The organism is Kitasatospora sp. NPDC058162, assembly GCF_042884005.1.
GTDB lineage: Bacteria > Actinomycetota > Actinomycetes > Streptomycetales > Streptomycetaceae > Kitasatospora.
Genome location: NZ_JBHVUS010000010.1, coordinates 106,172 through 122,748, shown reverse-complemented (window position 1 = coordinate 122,748; position 16,577 = coordinate 106,172). Strand labels below are relative to the sequence as shown.

Here is a 16,577-nt window from a genome sequence, read left to right as displayed (position 1 = left end):
TTCTGTACTTCTCGTACGGTGAGACACCGGAGGACTGCCCGCGTGCCGGACCCCGACCTGGTCTCCCGGGCCCTCGCCCGGAACCTCAAGCGGCTGCGCGCCGGGCGCGGCCACACCCTGGACGCCCTCGCCGCCCGCTCCGGGGTGAGCCGCGGCATGATCGTCCAGATCGAGCAGGGCCGCACCAACCCCAGCGTGGCCACCGTGGTCCGGCTGGGCGACGCCCTCGGCGTCTCGATCGCCACCCTGCTCGACTACGAGGAGGGCCCGGACGTCCGGATCGTGCCCGGCGACCAGGCCGTCCCGCTCTGGAACGGGCCGGACGGCGGGACCGGCACCCTGCTGCACGGGATCGAGGCGCCCGGGCCGCTGGAGCTGTGGGACTGGCGGATGGCGCCCGGTGAGGAGTACGCCTCCGAGCCGCACCCGGCCGGGACGGTGGAGATCCTCCGGGTCGTCGAGGGCGAGCTGACCCTGGTGCACGGCGAGCGCGAGCACGCGGTGCCGGCCGGCAGCACGGTCTCCTTCGACGCCTCCTTCGCCCACGCCTACCGCAACGCGGGGGAGCGGGAGCTGCGGCTGACCATGGTGGTGTCGGTGCCGCCGCCGCGCTGAGGCCCCCTGCGCACACATGCCGAGAGCGGCGCCCCCTGGAGAAGGGGGGCGCCGCTCTCGGCATGTGGTCAGTGCCGGTCGCCGTACCGGCGGCGGAACTGCTCGACCCGGCCGGCGGTGTCGAGCACCCGGGACTGGCCGGTGTAGAAGGGGTGGCTCGCCGAGGAGATCTCGACGTCGATCACCGGGTAGGTGTTGCCGTCCTCCCACTCGACCGTGCGGTCGCTGGTGGCGGTCGACCGGGTCAGGAAGGCGAGGTCGCCGACCTTGTCGCGGAAGACGACCGGGCGGTAGGCGGGGTGGATTCCGGGCTTCATGGCGGGGCTCCTCCTGGGTCGGGTGTCAGCGCTCTTCGCGGAAGTCGACGTGCCGGCCCATGGCCGGGTCGTACTTGCGCAGGACCATCCGGTCCGGGTCGTTCCGGCGGTTCTTGCGGGTCACGTAGGTGTAGCCGGTGCCGGCGGTGGAGCGGAGTTTGATCACGGGGCGCAGTTCGCTGCGGGCCATCGGGCGTCCTCCTGGGGCCTCGGGGTGCGGGGTTCGCGGGGCTGGGTCGAAACCGTACACCGAAATGGATGTCATTTTCATCTGGTGTAACGTGACCTCCGTCCTGCCCATTCCCGGACGCCAGGGAGCACCCATGTCCGCCCACTGCCAGCTCACCGGCCGCCGGCCCGGCTTCGGCAACGCGATCTCGCACTCGCACCGCCGCACCCCGCGCCGCTTCGACCCCAACATCCAGCGCAAGCGCTACTGGCTGCCCAGCGAGGGCCGCTACGTCCGGCTCGTGCTGAGCGCCAAGGGAATCAAGACCGTCGACACCATCGGCGTCGAGGCCGCCGTCGCCCGCATCCGCGCCCGAGGGGGGAAGGTCTGATGGCCAAGCAGAGCAAGATCGCCAAGAACGAGCAGCGCCGCGTCGTCGTCGCCCGCTACGCCGGGCGCCGGGCCGAACTCAAGCGGATCGTCGCCCACCCCGGCACCGCCCCCGCCGAGCGCGCCGCCGCCCAGGCCGAACTCGCCCGCCAGCCCCGCGACGCGAGCGCCACCAGGGTCCGCAACCGCGACGCCGTCGACGGCCGGCCCCGCGGCTACCTGCGCGCCTTCGGCCTCTCCCGGGTCAACCTGCGCGTCCACGCCCACGCCGGACACCTGCCGGGCGTCCGCAAGGCGAGCTGGTGAGCGGCATGGACGGGACCAGGCTCCCGGTGGTCGTGGTCGCCGGGCTGCACCAGGACGAACGGCGCTCCGCCGTCGAAGAGTTGACGGCGGGCGCGGTGGACGCCGTGGTGCTGCGGCACGACCTGCGGGACGCCTCGCAGGGCCTCGTCCACCGCGAACTGCGCGACGCGGGCGGAGCGTTCGACACTGACTCGGTCCCGCTGGTGAACGACTGCGCCTGCTGCGCCCTGCGCGAGGATCTGCTGCCCCGGCTGCTGGCCCTCGCCGACGAGGGCCGGTACGGGCTCGCGGTGGTGGAACTCTGGGGCGGCAGCGACCCGCACCCCGCCGTCGAGGTGCTCGCCGGGGCCGAGGTGGACGGCCGGCCCATGGCGAGCGCGATCGAGCTCGCGGGCGTGGTCACCGCCGTCGACCCGGACCGGCTGATCGGCGAACTCTCCGTCCCCGACGAGCTGGTGGAGCACGGCGAGCACACCGCCGACCGGGACGAGCGCACCCGCGCCGAGGCGCTCGCCCACCAGGTCGAGTACGCCACCACCCTCGCCGTGCCGCGCGCCACGGCGCACGCGCCGGGGCTCGCCCTGCTGCGCCAGCTCCACCCGACGGCCCGGGTGGTGCGGCTCGGCACCGGCGCGCTCACCCGGGCCGCCCTCGGCGGCTTCGACGTGGCCGCCGCCCGCGACCGCGTCAACCCGGCGATCGCGCTGCTCCCCCAGGAGAGCGACGAGGCCGGGGTGACCACCCTGGTCTGGGAACGCCGCCGCCCCCTGCACCCGGAACGGCTGCACCGGGCCCTCGAACTGCTCGTCCCGGCCGCCCAGCGCAGCCGCGGCCGGTTCTGGCTCGCCAACCGGCCCGACCTGATGCTCGCCTGGGACGCGGCCGGGGCCAACCTCGCGGTCGAGGAGTGCGGGCCGTGGCTCACCTCCCTGCCCGACGCGGCCTGGGAGCTCTACCCGCCAGCCCGACGCGCCGCCGCCGCCCTCGACTGGCACCCGCTGCACGGCGACCGGGTGCAGCAGCTCAGCTTCACCGCGGAGGGCCTGGACGTCGACGGCCTCACCGGACTGCTCGACTCCTGCCTGCTCACCGACGCCGAACTGGCCGCCGGTGAACCCGGCTGGAAGGCCCTCCCGGACGCCTTCCAGGACCTCCTCGACCCCGTCCACTGACCGGACCCCGTGCGATGGGCCCGGGCGATCGAGAACGCCCGCGAGACGGCCCTCCTCCCGTACGCCTCCGGCACCACCCGTTAGGAGCCCCCGATGGCAGTCCCCAAGCGCAAGACCTCCCGCAGCAACACCCGGCACCGCCGCGCCCAGTGGAAGGCGACCGCCCCGAAGCTCGTACCGATCACCCTGAACGGGCGGGAGCTGCTCGTCCCGAAGAACCTCGTCCCGGCCTACCGCCGGGGCCTGCTCGAACCGGAAACCCCCTAGCAGGGAGCGGGCGTGGGGCCCGGGTGTCGGTCGGTTGCCGCCGGGCGGGGTGTGGGCCCCGCCCGGTGAGGGGTGGTCCGGGGCGGTGCCCGGTGTTGCTGGGGGAGGAGCGCGGGGGGCGCAGTGGGGTGTCGGCGCGTCCGTCGGGGGTGCTCGGCGGGCGGTTCGGGCCGGGGGTTCGTAGGCTCGACGCATGGCGGATGCGTACGCGGGTCGGCGGGAGCGGGTGAGGGAGCACTGCAGTGCGGCCGGGGCCGATGCGGCGCTGATCACCCGGGCGGCGAACGTGCGGTATCTGACGGGCTGCGCGCCCTGCGGGGCGACCTTGCTGCTGACCGGGGAACGGGCGCTGCTGTCGCTGCCCGACGACCTGCCGCCGGACGACGCGGGGGAGCACCTGATCGCCCCGGACGTCACCCAGGTGCCGGTGTCGGCCGGGGCGGACACCGCGCTGGCGGCCGCGGCCGCCGCGGGTCGGCTGGGGGTGCGGGACCTGGCGGTGGAGGAGCACGACCTGACCGTCACCCGGCACCGCGCGGTCGCGGGACTGGTGGAGGGGGCCCGGCTGGCGGACCTCGGCCAGGTGGTGGAGCGGCTGCGGGTGGTCAAGGACGAGCACGAGATCGCCGACCTGCGGATCGCCGCCGAGATCGCCGACCAGGCGCTGGGCGAGCTGCTGGAGTCGATCCTGGTCGGCCGGACCGAGCGGCACCTGGCGATGGAGCTGGAGCGCCGGATGATCGACCACGGCGCCGACCGGGCGGCCTTCCCGGTGTCGGTCGGCACCGGCAGCCACTCCGGCCAGGCCGCCCACCAGCCGACCGACCGCCGGGTGGAGGAGGGCGACTTCCTCACCGTGGTGATGGGCGCCCAGTACCGCGGCTACGGCGTCTCGACCGCCCGGACCTTCGTGATCGGCGCCGCCCCGGCGCCCTGGCAGGTCGAGCTGCACCGGTTGGTCTTCCGGGCCCAGCGGGCCGGCCGGGAGGCGCTCGGCCCGGGCGTGGAGCAGTGCGTACCCGACCGGGTCGCCCGGCAGGTCCTGGAGGCGGCGGGCCACACCGAGGCCTCTCCGCACCCGGTGGGCCACGGCATCGGGCTGGAGATCAGGGAGGCGCCGCGCCTCGGTCCGTCGGACATGGGTAAACTGGACAGCCGCGTGCCGGTCACCGTCGGCCCAGGGGTCCACCTCCCGGGCAAGGGCGGGGTCCGGATCGAGGACACGCTCGTCGTTCGCCCCATCGAAGAGGGCGGGCCCGAGCTGCTCACCATTACCACCAAGGAGCTCCTCGCCCTGTGACGGCGGCCCCGGAAGGCCGTCGGCGACAGGACGCGAACCCTTGGTTCCTTGACAGCTATATCCAGGAGTTAGTGCGCCCGTGGCTTCCACGAACGATCTCAAGAACGGCATGGTCCTCAAGCTGGAGGGCGGCAAGCTCTGGTCCGTCGTCGAGTTCCAGCACGTCAAGCCCGGCAAGGGCCCGGCCTTCGTGCGTACGAAGCTCAAGGAGGTCCTGACGGGCAAGGTCGTCGACAAGACCTTCAACGCCGGCACCAAGGTCGAGACCGCCAACGTCGACAAGCGCGGCATGCAGTTCTCGTACAAGGACGGCGAGAACTTCGTGTTCATGGACATGGACACCTACGACCAGCTCACCATCGAGCCGGCCGTCGTCGGTGACGCCGCCAACTACCTGCTGGAGGGCTTCGAGGCCCTGGTCGCGCAGAACGACGGCGCGGTGCTCTACATCGAGCTCCCGACCTCCGTCGAGCTGACCATCGCCCACACCGAGCCGGGCGTCCAGGGCGACCGCTCCACCGGTGGCACCAAGCCGGCCACCCTGGAGACCGGTGCCGAGATCCAGGTCCCGCTCTTCGTCGTCACCGGCGAGAAGGTCAAGGTCGACACCCGCGACGGCAGCTACCTCGGCCGGGTGAAGTAAGTCCGTGTCGGCCGCACGTAGCAAGGCCCGCACTCGGGCCTTCCAGATCCTCTTCGAGGCCGACCACCGCGGGGTCGACCCGCAGCAGGTCCTCGCCGACTGGGTGGCCCGCGCCCGCGAGCCCAAGCCCGACGAGGGCACCCCGCAGGTGGGCGAGTACACCATGGAGCTCATCGAGGGGTACGTCCAGCACGCGCGTCGCATCGACGACCTGATCGAGCAGTACGCGGTGGGCTGGACCCTCGACCGGATGCCGATCGTGGACCGCAACGTCCTGCGGCTCGGCGCGTACGAGCTGATCTGGGAGGACGGCGTTCCGGACGCGGTCGTCCTGGACGAGTCCGTCGAGATCGCCAAGGAGTTCTCCACGGACGACTCCCCGGCCTTCGTCAACGGCATGCTCGCCCGCTTCCTGGAGCTGAAGCCGAGCATCCGCCGGTAACCGGTGATGCCCGCCGACGGCCGTCGGACCCGAGAATTTCGGGTCCGACGGCCGTTTCGCGTTTCACCCGGGGGGCGTAATGTGGGACCTACTCGTCAGTAACTTCGCTGGTGAACCCGCCGGCGACCCGAAGGGCAGGCCACACCCATGACCACCGCGACCCGCAGCGAGTTCGACCGGGGCATCGCCCTCACCAGACACCCCGAGGAAGCCGGCCGCTACGAGGCCGAGCTCGGCGCCGGCTGGCAGATCGGCGGCGGGGTCAACGGCGGGCTGCTGCTCGCCGTGGCCGGACACGCGCTGTCGCTGGAGCACGGACAGCACCCCGACCCGGTGTCGATCAGTGGTTACTACCTGTCCGCCTCCACCCCCGGCCCGGCCACCGTCCGCACCGAGGTGCTGCGCACCGGCCGCGGGCTGTCCACCGGCACCGCCTCGCTCAGCCAGGACGGCGTCGAACGCCTGCGCGTGGTGGCCAGCCACGGCGACCTCGCCACCGCCGACGGCGAGGTGCGCACCACCGCGACCCCGCCGCAGCTGCCGCCGCCGGACCAGTGCATCGGCATCGAGCACGCGCCCAGGCAGCTGATCGAGCAGGCCGCCCTGCTGGAGCGCTTCGACCTGCGGCTCGACCCGGCCACCGTCGGCTGGGCGCTCGGCCAGCCCTCCGGCAACGGCCGGATCCAGGGCTGGTTCCGGCTCGCCGACGGCCGCGACCCCGACCCGCTGCTGCTCCTGCTGGTCGCCGACGCGCTGCCGCCGGTCACCTTCGACCTCGGCCTGCCCGGCTGGGCGCCGACCGTCGAACTGACCGTCCACCTGCGGGCCAAGCCCGCCCCGGGCTGGCTGCGGGTCGTCCACTCCACCCGCAACGTGGCCGGCGGCTACTTCGAGGAGGACGCCGAGGTCTGGGACGAGGCCGGCCGCCTGGTCGCCCAGTCCCGCCAGCTGGCCCGGGTGCCGCGCTGAGGTCCTCGCGCGGGGTCGCCGTGCGGCCTATTACCGGTGGTTACATTCCTGTGACACGCCGTACGTGTGTGGCGCGCGGAACTGGGGAGTAACACGGTCAGCGGCGAGCCCAGCCGCTGACCGTGACCACCCGACAGCCGCCCGCCGACGCAAGGAGCCACCGATGACCAGCCGCAAGGGCCGCGCCCGCCGCAACTCCGACTGCACGGCCGGCGGCCTGCGCCCCGCGCTACGGGCGCCGCACCGGCCGCAGCGGGTCGAGGGGGCCGAGCAGGCGTTCGTCCTCGGGGTGCTCACCAACGCCGCGGACTTCGCGCGGGCCCGCGCCCAGGGGGTCTGTGACGCCCCCGACTACGAGCACTACCTGGCCGACACCGCCGAGCTGCTGGCCGACGCGCTGGAGCGGTTCGAGACCGTCCGGGCCCGGATGTTCCACCCGCAGGACTTCGAGGAGTTCTGCCTGCTGCACGGCCTGGACCCGGCCGAGCCCGCCGCCCGCGACCGATACCTGGTCAACCCGCCGCTGCAGACCCAGCTGCTGCCCTATCAGGGCGAGGAACTGGCGGGGGACTTCGTGCCGCGGCTGGTCCGCGCCCGGGAGAACGGGCTGACGCTCTGCCATGCCGACCTGCTGCTCGACGGCGGGCTGTACGGGGGCGCCGAGGAGGTCGACGAGGAGCACGCGCGCTGGGTGCGGGCCGCCTACCAGCGCGGTGCCGAGGTGTTCCGCCGGATGCTGGTCGGCGCGGGCGCCGGGGTGTACGAGCTGCGCCTGCGGGTGGACGCGCCGGGCGGGCGGCTGGCCGCGGCGGCCCGGGTCCTGCAGTGGGAGGACGGCGTGGTGCGGATCAACGACGAGGACCTGGAGCTGGTCTGCGCGGTGCTGTGCGCCGGGCTGGCGCTGGAGCTGCCGGCCGTCGCGGTGCTGCACGGCTCGCAGGGCTCGGCGGCCTCCTGCGGGGAGTACCTGCCGGCCGCCTGGGCCTGGTCGAGCGGCGGGCCGGACTGGGCGCCGGCCGCCCGCCCGGTCCGGCTGGACGGGGTCGCGGCGCAGCCGGGCTACAGCCTGGGGACGGTCTGCTGAGCCGGTGGCGGTAGGGAACGCCAAGGCGCGGCACCCCGGGTCCGGGGCACCGCGCCGTGACGTTTCTGCTTGCCAATGCTCGGTCCCCGCGGGGGGAACCGGGTGCGGGCGAGCGTCAGCTCGCGTCCTCCTCGCGCACCGCGCGGCGCGCGTCGGGGTTGAGCACGCCCCAGGAGATCAGCTGCTCGGTGAGGATCGACGGCGACTGGTCGTAGATCACGGCCAGCGTGCGCAGGTCGTCCTGGCGGATCGAGAGGACCTTGCCGTTGTAGTCGCCGCGCTGGCTCTGGATCGTCGCAGCGTAGCGCTGCAGCGGTCCGGCCTTCTCCGACGGGACCTGGGTCAGTCTCTCCAGGTCGAGGACCAGGCGCGGCGGCGGCTCGGCCGCGCCGCCGGGGGTGCCGCCGGGCAGGAGCTCCTGCACCGGCACGCCGTAGAACTCGGCGAGTTCGGCCAGCCGCTGCACGGTGACCGCACGGTCGCCGCGCTCGTACGAGCCGACGACGACTGCCTTCCAGCGCCCCTGGGACTTCTCCTCGACACCGTGCAGGGAGAGCCCCTGCTGGGTGCGGATCGCTCGGAGCTTGCCTCCGAGCTGCTTCGCGTAGTCGCTGGACATTGATCTCCCCGGACGAGATTGCTTCGCGTTCAGTGGTGGGTCACGGGCGTTGCCGGCGTCGTTACCGGTGGGTTCGACGCCTGTCTCGTAACTCACTGTGAGGTTACGTAGAGTAAGGTAGTTGCGTCAAGCCGAATGGGGCAGTCGTGCGAATGGCCCGCATCCTCGGCGCGTCCGCTGCGTGAACCCGGTGAAGCGGAATGATGGAGGTCCGTTTGCCTCCCGGCGCGCTGATAGGATGACCCGAAGCCCGCGCCCGGTCGGCGGGGGCGAATCCCAGACATCCTTTAAGGCCCGTCCAGTGAGGCGGGGAAGGAGGTCCGCTTCGGCATGACCACACACCAGGAACAGACGCCGCGACCGCCGCACCAGGTGCTGGACGGCACGGACATCGCCCGGGTCGTCACCCGGATAGCGCACGAGATCGTCGAGCGCGCCAAGGGCGCGGAGGACGTCGTGCTGCTCGGCATCCACACCAGGGGCGTCCACCTCGCCCGCCGCCTGCACGACCGGCTGGCCCAGATCACCGGACGCGACATCCCGCTGGGCACCCTGGACATCACCATGTACCGGGACGACCTGCGGCTGAAGCCCGCCCGCGCCCTGGAGCACACCGAGATCCCGCCCGGCGGCATCGACGGCAAGCTCGTCATCCTCGTCGACGACGTGCTGTTCTCCGGCCGCACCATCCGCGCCGCGCTCGACGCGCTGAGCGACATCGGCCGCCCGCGCGCCGTCCAGCTCGCCGTCCTGGTCGACCGCGGCCACCGCGAGCTGCCGATCCGGGCCGACTACGTGGGCAAGAACCTCCCCACCTCGCTGCGCGAGGCCGTGCAGGTCCGCCTGGCCGACACCGACGGCGTGGACGCCGTCCTGGTCGGCGACCGCGACCACGCCTCCCGCAGCTCGCAGGCCCTGGCCTCCCAGCCCACCGAACCGCACCTCCCGGAGTAGCCGCGTGAAGCGCCACCTCGTCTCCGCCGCAGATCTCAGCCGCGACGACGCGCTGCTGATCCTGGACACCGCCGAGGAGCTCGCCCAGCTCTCCGGCCGGGCCGTCAAGAAGCTCCCCACGCTGCGCGGCCGCACCGTCGTCAACCTCTTCTTCGAGGACTCCACCCGCACCAAGACCTCCTTCGAGGCCGCGGAGAAGCGACTGTCCGCGGACGTCATCAACTTCTCCGCCAAGGGCTCGTCCGTCTCCAAGGGCGAGAGCCTCAAGGACACCGCGCTGACCCTCCAGGCGATGGGCGCCGACGCGGTCGTCATCCGCCACCACGCCTCGGGCGCGCCGGCCCGGCTGGCCCAGTCCGACTGGCTGCACGGCAGCGTGATCAACGCCGGTGACGGCACCCACGAGCACCCCACCCAGGCGCTGCTCGACGCCTTCACCATGCGCCGCCACCTCAACGCCGGCCTCGGTAACGACCTGGCCGGCCGCCGGGTCACCATCGTCGGCGACATCCTGCACAGCCGGGTCGCCCGCTCCAACGTGCACCTGCTGACCACCCTCGGCGCCCAGGTGACCTTCGTCGCCCCGCCGACCCTGCTGCCGATCGGCATCGAGAACTGGCCCTGCGAGGTCAGCTACGACCTCGACAGCGTGCTGCCCAAGACCGACGCGCTGATGATGCTGCGGGTGCAGCGCGAGCGGATGAACGCCGCGTTCTTCCCGACCGAGCGCGAGTACAGCCGCCGCTACGGCATGAACGGCATCCGGATGGCCCAGCTGCCCGGGCACGCCATCGTGATGCACCCCGGCCCGATGGTCCGCGGCATGGAGATCACCGCCGAGGTCGCCGACTCGCCGCGCTGCACCGTGGTCGAGCAGGTCGCCAACGGCGTCTCCGTCCGGATGGCCGTCCTGTACCTGCTGCTCGGCGGCGCCACCCTCGCAGACGCCCCCGCCGCCCCCCGCACCGACTCCGTGGAGACCGCTCAGTGACCAGCTACCTGATCCGCAACGCCAAGATCCTGGGCGGCGCCCCGCAGGACCTCCACCTCGCCGACGGTGTCGTCCAGGCGATCGGCACCGGCCTGGCGGTCGAGGCGGACATCGAGATCGACGCCACCGGCATGATCGCCCTGCCCGGCCTGGTCGACCTCCACACCCACCTGCGCGAGCCCGGCCGCGAGGACGCCGAGACCGTGCTCACCGGCACCCAGGCCGCCGCGATGGGCGGCTTCACCGCCGTGCACGCGATGGCCAACACCACCCCGGTGGCCGACACCGCCGGTGTGGTCGAGCAGGTCTGGCGGCTCGGCCAGGAGGCCGGCTACTGCGACGTGCAGCCGGTCGGCGCCGTCACTGTCGGCCTGGAGGGCAAGAAGCTCGCCGAGCTCGGCGCGATGCACGAGTCCGCGGCCGGCGTCCGGGTCTTCTCCGACGACGGCAAGTGCGTGGACGACGCGGTGCTGATGCGCCGCGCCCTGGAGTACGTCAAGGCCTTCGACGGCGTCGTCGCCCAGCACGCCCAGGAGCCGCGGCTGACCGAGGGCGCCCAGATGAACGAGGGCCAGGTCTCCGGCGAGCTCGGGCTGGGCGGCTGGCCGGCCGTCGCCGAGGAGTCGATCATCGCCCGCGACGTGCTGCTCGCCGCGCACGTCGGCTCCCGGCTGCACGTCTGCCACCTCTCCACGGCCGGCTCGGTCGAGATCGTCCGCTGGGCCAAGTCCAAGGGCTGGGACGTCACCGCCGAGGTCACCCCGCACCACCTGCTGCTCACCGACGAGCTGGTCCGCTCCTACGACCCGGTGTACAAGGTGAACCCGCCGCTGCGCACCGCCGAGGACGTCCAGGCGCTGCGCAAGGCGCTGGCCGACGGCACCATCGACGCCGTCGCCACCGACCACGCGCCGCACCCGGCCGAGGACAAGGACTGCGAGTGGGCCGTGGCCGCGATGGGCATGGTCGGCCTGGAGACCGCGCTGTCGGTCGTCCAGCAGACCATGGTCGACACCGGCCTGCTGAACTGGGAGGGCGTCGCGGACCGGATGTCGCACCGCCCGGCCCGGATCGGCCGTCTCACCGGCCACGGTCGGCCGATCTCGGTGGGTGAGCCCGCGAACCTGGTGCTGTTCGATCCCGCGTACCGTGGTGCCGTGAACCCCGAGACCTTCGCCACCCGCAGCCGCAACACCCCTTACAAGGGCATGGACCTGCCCGGACGGGTGCACGCCACCTTCCTGCGCGGCCGCGCCACCGTGCTGGCCGGCGAGCTGGCCGAGCAGGGCGGGCTGGTGTGACCGGCTACGCCACGCTCGCCAGGGAGCAGGCGAAGGTCACCGACTGGCCGGGCTACATCGGCTGGTCGATCGGGCTGCTGATCATCATCGGCCTGGTCTACTGGCTGATGCGCCAGGGCTGGAACTGGCGGCGCACCCTGCAGTCCGGGATCCCGCCGCTGCCCGCCGTGCCGGCCCGCGCCGGACGCACCATCCTGGAGACCAGCGGCCGGTACCACGGCACCACCACCGCCGGGAACTGGCTCGACCGGGTCGTCGCGCACGGCCTGGGCACCCGCAGCCGGGCCGACCTCACGCTCGGCGCGGACGGCCTGCTGGTGCAGCGCCCCGGCGACGTCGACTTCTGGATCCCGGCCGAGCACCTCACCGGTGCCCGGACGGACTCCGGGATCGCCGGAAAGGTCGTCCCCTCCGGACTGCTCGTCGTCACCTGGGCCCACGAGGGCGCCGAGCTGGACTCCGGCTTCCGGGCCGACCACCCCGATGAGCACGCCGCCTGGGTCGAGGCGATCAACGAGCTCGCAACACGTACTACGAAGACGAAGAAGACGGAAGAGGCCGCGCAATGACCGCACCTGCCCCCACCACGCAGCGCCAACGGCGGGAGCGCATCCCCGCCGTGCTCGTCCTGGAGGACGGCCGGACCTTCCGCGGCCAGGCCTACGGCGCCACCGGCGAGACCTTCGGCGAGGCGGTCTTCAACACCGGCATGTCCGGTTACCAGGAGACCCTCACCGACCCGTCGTACCACCGCCAGGTGGTCGTGATGACCGCGCCGCAGATCGGCAACACCGGCTGGAACGACGAGGACGACGAGTCCAAGCAGATCTGGGTGGCCGGCTACGTCGTCCGCGACCCCGCCCGGGTGGCGTCCAACTGGCGCTCCCGCCGCTCGCTGGACGAGGAGCTGACCCGCCAGGGCGTCGTCGGCATCAGCGGCATCGACACCCGCGCGCTGACCCGCCACCTGCGCGAGCGCGGCGCGATGCGCTGCGGCATCTTCTCCGGCGAGGCGCTGGCCGACCCGGCCGCCCTGCTCGCCCGGGTGCAGCAGTCGCCCGAGATGAAGGGCGCCGACCTCTGCGCCGAGGTCGCCACCACCGAGCCGTACATCGTGCCCGCCGTCGGTGAGAAGAAGTTCACCGTCGCCGCGCTGGACCTCGGCATCAAGGCGATGACCCCGCAGCGGATGGCCGAGCGCGGCATCGAGGTGCACGTGCTGCCGGCCAACTCCACGCTGGAGGACGTCTACGCGGTCAACCCCGACGGCGTGTTCTTCTCCAACGGCCCGGGCGACCCGGCCACCGCCGACCACCAGGTCGCCGTCGCGCAGGGCGTGCTGGAGCGGGCGACCCCGTTCTTCGGGATCTGCTTCGGCAACCAGATCCTCGGCCGCGCCCTCGGCTTCGGCACCTACAAGCTCAAGTACGGCCACCGCGGCATCAACCAGCCGGTGCAGGACCGCACCACCGGCAAGGTCGAGGTGACCGCCCACAACCACGGCTTCGCCGTGAACGCGCCGCTGGACAAGGTGAGCGACACCCCCTACGGGCGGGTCGAGGTCTCCCACGTCTGCCTCAACGACGACGTGGTCGAGGGCCTGCAGGCGCTCGACGTCCCCGCCTTCAGCGTGCAGTACCACCCCGAAGCGGCCGCCGGCCCGCACGACGCCGCCTACCTGTTCGACCGCTTCGTGAAGCTCATGGAGGGCCAGCGTGCCTAAGCGCACTGACATCAAGTCCGTCCTGGTGATCGGCTCCGGCCCGATCGTCATCGGCCAGGCCGCCGAGTTCGACTACTCGGGCACCCAGGCCTGCCGCGTCCTCAAGGCCGAGGGCCTGCGGGTCGTGCTGGTCAACTCCAACCCGGCCACGATCATGACCGACCCGGAGATCGCCGACGCCACCTACGTCGAGCCGATCACCCCGGACTTCGTCGAGAAGATCATCGCCAAGGAGCGCCCCGACGCGCTGCTGCCGACCCTGGGCGGCCAGACCGCGCTCAACACCGCGATCTCGCTGCACAGCGCCGGCACGCTGGAGAAGTACGGCGTCGAGCTGATCGGCGCCGACGTGGTGGCGATCAACAAGGGCGAGGACCGCGAGCTGTTCAAGGGCGTCGTCGAGGCCGTCAAGGCCAAGATCGGCCACGGCGAGTCCGCCCGCTCGGTCATCTGCCACACCATGGACGAGGTGCTGGCCGGCGTCGACACGCTCGGCGGCTACCCGGTCGTGGTGCGCCCCTCCTTCACCATGGGCGGCGCCGGCTCCGGCTTCGCCCACAACGAGGAGGACCTGCGCCGCATCGCCGGCCAGGGCCTGGCCCTCTCGCCGACCACCGAGGTGCTCCTGGAGGAGTCCATCCTCGGCTGGAAGGAGTACGAGCTGGAGCTGATGCGCGACAAGAACGACAACGTCGTGGTCGTCTGCTCCATCGAGAACTTCGACCCGATGGGCGTGCACACCGGTGACTCGATCACCGTCGCCCCGGCGATGACCCTCACCGACCGCGAGTACCAGATCCTGCGCGACATCGGCATCGCCGTGATCCGCGAGGTCGGCGTCGACACCGGCGGCTGCAACATCCAGTTCGCCGTCAACCCCGACGACGGCCGGGTCATCGTCATCGAGATGAACCCGCGCGTCTCCCGCTCCTCGGCGCTCGCCTCCAAGGCCACCGGCTTCCCGATCGCCAAGATCGCCGCCAAGCTGGCCGTCGGCTACACGCTGGACGAGATCCCCAACGACATCACCGAGCAGACCCCGGCCTCCTTCGAGCCGACCCTCGACTACGTCGTGGTCAAGGTCCCGCGGTTCGCGTTCGAGAAGTTCCCGAGCGCCGACGCGACGCTGACCACCACCATGAAGTCGGTCGGCGAGGCCATGGCCATGGGCCGCAACTTCCCCGAGGCGCTGCAGAAGGCGCTGCGCTCGCTGGAGAAGAAGGGCTCCCAGTTCGACTGGACCGGCCCGCTCGGCGACAAGACCGAGCTGCTGGTCAAGGCCACCGTGCCGACCGACGGCCGGATCAACACCGTGATGGACGCCATCCGGGCCGGCGCCACCCCGGAGGAGGTCTTCGAGTACACGAAGATCGACCCGTGGTTCGTCGACCAGCTCTTCCTGCTGGACGAGATCGCCGGCGAGCTGGCCGAGGCCGCCGAGCTCACCCCCGAGCTGCTGCGCCACGCCAAGCGGCACGGCTTCTCCGACCAGCAGATCGGCGAGATCCGCGGCCTGCGCCCGGACGTCGTCCGCGAGGTGCGCCACGCGCTCGGCATCCGCCCGGTGTTCAAGACCGTCGACACCTGCGCCGCCGAGTTCGCCGCCAAGACCCCGTACTTCTACTCGTCCTACGACGAGGAGAACGAGGTCGCCCCGCGCACCAAGCCGGCCGTGATCATCCTCGGCTCGGGCCCCAACCGCATCGGCCAGGGCATCGAGTTCGACTACTCCTGCGTGCACGCCTCCTTCGCGCTGGCCGAGGCCGGGTTCGAGACCGTCATGGTCAACTGCAACCCGGAGACCGTCTCCACCGACTACGACACCTCCGACCGGCTCTACTTCGAGCCGCTCACCCTGGAGGACGTGCTGGAGATCGTCCACGCCGAGCAGCAGGCCGGCCCGCTGGCCGGTGTGATCGTCCAGCTCGGCGGCCAGACCCCGCTGGGCCTGGCGCAGGCGCTCAAGGACAACGGCGTGCCGATCGTCGGCACCCAGCCCGAGGCGATCGACCTCGCCGAGGAGCGCGGCGCCTTCGGCCGCGTGCTGCGCGACGCCGGGCTGCCCGCCCCCAAGCACGGCACCGCCTTCTCCTTCGCGGAGGCCAAGGCGATCGCCGACGAGATCGGCTACCCCGTGCTGGCCCGCCCGTCCTACGTGCTCGGCGGCCGCGGCATGGAGATCGTCTACGACGAGGCCTCGCTCGCCTCCTACCTGGAGCGGCACGCCGGTCTGATCTCCGAGCACCCGGTGCTGATCGACCGCTTCCTGGACGACGCGGTGGAGATCGACGTCGACGCGCTCTACGACGGCACCGAGCTCTACCTCGGCGGCGTCATGGAGCACATCGAGGAGGCCGGCATCCACTCCGGCGACTCCGCCTGCGCGCTGCCCCCGATCACCCTCGGCGGCTACGACATCAAGCGCCTGCGCACCTCCACCGAGGCCATCGCGCGCGGTGTCGGCGTCCGCGGCCTGATCAACATCCAGTTCGCGCTGGCCGGGGACATCCTCTACGTGCTGGAGGCCAACCCGCGCGCCTCCCGCACCGTCCCGTTCACCTCCAAGGCGACCGCGGTGCCGCTGGCCAAGGCCGCCGCCCGGATCTCGCTCGGCGCCACCATCGCCGAGCTGCGCGCCGAGGGCCTGCTTCCGGCCGAGGGCGACGGCGGCACGCTGCCGGCCGACGCGCCGATCGCGGTCAAGGAGGCCGTGATGCCGTGGAGCCGCTTCCGCGACATCCACGGCCGCGGCGTGGACACCGTGCTCGGCCCGGAGATGCGCTCGACCGGTGAGGTCATGGGCATCGACAAGGTCTTCGGCACCGCCTACGCCAAGGCCCAGGCCGGCGCGTACGGCGCGCTGCCGACCAAGGGCAAGGTCTTCGTCTCCGTCGCCAACCGGGACAAGCGCAACCTGGTCTTCCCGGCCCGGGCGCTGGTCGGCCTCGGCTTCGAGGTGCTCGCCACCGCCGGCACCGCCGAGGTGCTCCAGCGCGGCGGCATCCCGTCCACGCTGGTGCGCAAGCACAGCGAGGGCGAGGGCCCGAACGGCGAGAAGACCATCGTCCAGCTGATCCACGACGGCGAGGTGGACCTGATCATCAACACGCCGTACGGCACCGGCGGGCGCCTGGACGGCTACGAGATCCGCACCGCGGCGGTCTCCCGCGGGGTGCCCTGCCTGACCACCGTCCAGGCCATGGGCGCGGCGGTCCAGGGCATGGACGCGCTGCTGCGCGACGAGGTCGGAGTGATGTCGCTCCAGGAGCACGCCGAGCTGATCAACGCCGGCCGCAAGTAGCACCACCGCAGTGG

19 protein-coding genes are annotated in these 16,577 nt (G+C 72.4%); 16 read left to right on the top strand and 3 right to left on the bottom strand.

The features are described from left to right. The first annotated feature begins 42 nt into the window (after positions 1–42). A complete protein-coding gene (locus tag ACFVXG_RS21310) occupies positions 43–615 on the top strand; it encodes a helix-turn-helix domain-containing protein (RefSeq protein ID WP_387929662.1) in 573 nt (190 codons plus the stop codon). Positions 616–683: 68 nt separating this feature from the next. On the opposite strand, the gene ACFVXG_RS21305 is transcribed toward ACFVXG_RS21310, so the two are convergent. Together ACFVXG_RS21305 and rpmG are read right to left on the bottom strand one after the other, a co-directional pair. Beyond that, complete coding sequence (locus ACFVXG_RS21305; protein ID WP_350508654.1) at positions 684–932, bottom strand: type B 50S ribosomal protein L31; 249 nt, start codon at positions 930–932, stop codon at positions 684–686. Positions 933–957: 25 nt separating this feature from the next. After that, entirely contained in the window at positions 958–1,122 is a 165-nt protein-coding gene (gene rpmG, locus ACFVXG_RS21300) for a 50S ribosomal protein L33 (protein ID WP_387929659.1), read from the bottom strand. A 133-nt stretch (positions 1,123–1,255) separates the two neighbouring features. On the opposite strand from rpmG, the gene rpmB reads away from it, so the two are divergent. From rpmB to ACFVXG_RS21255, 9 genes are all read left to right on the top strand, one after another. After that, positions 1,256–1,492 (top strand): 50S ribosomal protein L28, encoded by a 237-nt coding sequence (gene rpmB / locus ACFVXG_RS21295; protein WP_387929657.1) that lies wholly within the window; start codon positions 1,256–1,258, stop codon positions 1,490–1,492. Further along, positions 1,492–1,797 (top strand): 30S ribosomal protein S14, encoded by a 306-nt coding sequence (gene rpsN / locus ACFVXG_RS21290; RefSeq protein ID WP_387929655.1) that lies wholly within the window; start codon positions 1,492–1,494, stop codon positions 1,795–1,797. The genes rpmB and rpsN overlap by 1 nt, the downstream gene beginning before the upstream one ends. A 5-nt stretch (positions 1,798–1,802) precedes the next feature. Next, entirely contained in the window at positions 1,803–2,969 is a 1,167-nt protein-coding gene (locus ACFVXG_RS21285) for a CobW family GTP-binding protein (protein WP_387929653.1), read from the top strand. A gap of 93 nt (positions 2,970–3,062) precedes the next feature. Then, a complete protein-coding gene (gene rpmF / locus ACFVXG_RS21280; protein WP_387929652.1) occupies positions 3,063–3,236 on the top strand; it encodes a 50S ribosomal protein L32 in 174 nt (57 codons plus the stop codon). Between the two features lie 193 nt (positions 3,237–3,429). Next, a complete protein-coding gene (locus tag ACFVXG_RS21275) occupies positions 3,430–4,536 on the top strand; it encodes a M24 family metallopeptidase (RefSeq protein ID WP_387929650.1) in 1,107 nt (368 codons plus the stop codon). 79 nt (positions 4,537–4,615) lie between these two features. Continuing rightward, positions 4,616–5,179, top strand: coding sequence for an elongation factor P (gene efp / locus ACFVXG_RS21270; RefSeq protein WP_387929648.1), 564 nt, complete (start codon positions 4,616–4,618; stop codon positions 5,177–5,179). A gap of 4 nt (positions 5,180–5,183) precedes the next feature. Then, entirely contained in the window at positions 5,184–5,621 is a 438-nt protein-coding gene (nusB, locus tag ACFVXG_RS21265) for a transcription antitermination factor NusB (protein WP_350508646.1), read from the top strand. A gap of 147 nt (positions 5,622–5,768) precedes the next feature. After that, complete coding sequence (locus ACFVXG_RS21260; RefSeq protein ID WP_387929646.1) at positions 5,769–6,590, top strand: thioesterase family protein; 822 nt, start codon at positions 5,769–5,771, stop codon at positions 6,588–6,590. A 163-nt stretch (positions 6,591–6,753) separates the two neighbouring features. Beyond that, positions 6,754–7,674, top strand: coding sequence for a hypothetical protein (locus ACFVXG_RS21255; protein WP_387929644.1), 921 nt, complete (start codon positions 6,754–6,756; stop codon positions 7,672–7,674). Between the two features lie 115 nt (positions 7,675–7,789). Here the strand turns inward: ACFVXG_RS21255 and ACFVXG_RS21250 are convergent, their stop codons facing one another. Further along, positions 7,790–8,293, bottom strand: a complete 504-nt coding sequence (locus ACFVXG_RS21250) for a transcriptional regulator (RefSeq protein ID WP_030056198.1) — start codon at positions 8,291–8,293, stop codon at positions 7,790–7,792. 330 nt (positions 8,294–8,623) lie between these two features. Between ACFVXG_RS21250 and pyrR the strand changes: the two genes are divergently transcribed. Genes pyrR through carB form a run of 6 tightly spaced genes read left to right on the top strand, consistent with a single transcriptional unit; the run spans position 8,624 to position 16,563 of the window. Beyond that, entirely contained in the window at positions 8,624–9,247 is a 624-nt protein-coding gene (gene pyrR, locus ACFVXG_RS21245; protein ID WP_387929642.1) for a bifunctional pyr operon transcriptional regulator/uracil phosphoribosyltransferase PyrR, read from the top strand. A 4-nt stretch (positions 9,248–9,251) separates the two neighbouring features. Then, positions 9,252–10,238: an aspartate carbamoyltransferase catalytic subunit gene (locus tag ACFVXG_RS21240; RefSeq protein WP_350508642.1), complete on the top strand. Its 987-nt coding sequence runs from the start codon at positions 9,252–9,254 to the stop codon at positions 10,236–10,238. Continuing rightward, on the top strand, positions 10,235–11,539 hold the full coding sequence (locus ACFVXG_RS21235; protein ID WP_387929640.1) for a dihydroorotase: 1,305 nt from the start codon (positions 10,235–10,237) through the stop codon (positions 11,537–11,539). The genes ACFVXG_RS21240 and ACFVXG_RS21235 overlap by 4 nt, the downstream gene beginning before the upstream one ends. Further along, the gene (locus ACFVXG_RS21230) at positions 11,536–12,108 is read left to right on the top strand and encodes a hypothetical protein (protein WP_350508641.1); all 573 of its coding nucleotides are present in this window, start codon (positions 11,536–11,538) and stop codon (positions 12,106–12,108) included. The genes ACFVXG_RS21235 and ACFVXG_RS21230 overlap by 4 nt, the downstream gene beginning before the upstream one ends. Continuing rightward, complete coding sequence (carA, locus tag ACFVXG_RS21225; RefSeq protein WP_375889935.1) at positions 12,105–13,262, top strand: glutamine-hydrolyzing carbamoyl-phosphate synthase small subunit; 1,158 nt, start codon at positions 12,105–12,107, stop codon at positions 13,260–13,262. Before ACFVXG_RS21230 ends, carA begins: the two co-directional genes overlap by 4 nt. Beyond that, positions 13,255–16,563, top strand: a complete 3,309-nt coding sequence (gene carB / locus ACFVXG_RS21220; protein ID WP_387929637.1) for a carbamoyl-phosphate synthase large subunit — start codon at positions 13,255–13,257, stop codon at positions 16,561–16,563. The genes carA and carB overlap by 8 nt, the downstream gene beginning before the upstream one ends. The last annotated feature ends 14 nt before the right edge of the window (positions 16,564–16,577 follow it).

Bases quoted from the DNA above. Each gene is read 5' to 3' on its own strand.
- rpmB (WP_387929657.1), top strand. From the start codon at position 1,256: ATGTCCGCCCACTGCCAGCTCACCGGCCGCCGGCCCGGCTTCGGCAAC.
- ACFVXG_RS21255 (WP_387929644.1), top strand. From the start codon at position 6,754: ATGACCAGCCGCAAGGGCCGCGCCCGCCGCAACTCCGACTGCACGGCC.
- ACFVXG_RS21260 (WP_387929646.1), top strand. From the start codon at position 5,769: ATGACCACCGCGACCCGCAGCGAGTTCGACCGGGGCATCGCCCTCACC.
- ACFVXG_RS21305 (WP_350508654.1), bottom strand. From the start codon at position 932: ATGAAGCCCGGAATCCACCCCGCCTACCGCCCGGTCGTCTTCCGCGAC.
- ACFVXG_RS21285 (WP_387929653.1), top strand. From the start codon at position 1,803: ATGGACGGGACCAGGCTCCCGGTGGTCGTGGTCGCCGGGCTGCACCAG.
- pyrR (WP_387929642.1), top strand. From the start codon at position 8,624: ATGACCACACACCAGGAACAGACGCCGCGACCGCCGCACCAGGTGCTG.
- carA (WP_375889935.1), top strand. From the start codon at position 12,105: ATGACCGCACCTGCCCCCACCACGCAGCGCCAACGGCGGGAGCGCATC.
- ACFVXG_RS21250 (WP_030056198.1), bottom strand. From the start codon at position 8,293: ATGTCCAGCGACTACGCGAAGCAGCTCGGAGGCAAGCTCCGAGCGATC.
- rpsN (WP_387929655.1), top strand. From the start codon at position 1,492: ATGGCCAAGCAGAGCAAGATCGCCAAGAACGAGCAGCGCCGCGTCGTC.
- ACFVXG_RS21275 (WP_387929650.1), top strand. From the start codon at position 3,430: ATGGCGGATGCGTACGCGGGTCGGCGGGAGCGGGTGAGGGAGCACTGC.
- rpmF (WP_387929652.1), top strand. From the start codon at position 3,063: ATGGCAGTCCCCAAGCGCAAGACCTCCCGCAGCAACACCCGGCACCGC.
- rpmG (WP_387929659.1), bottom strand. From the start codon at position 1,122: ATGGCCCGCAGCGAACTGCGCCCCGTGATCAAACTCCGCTCCACCGCC.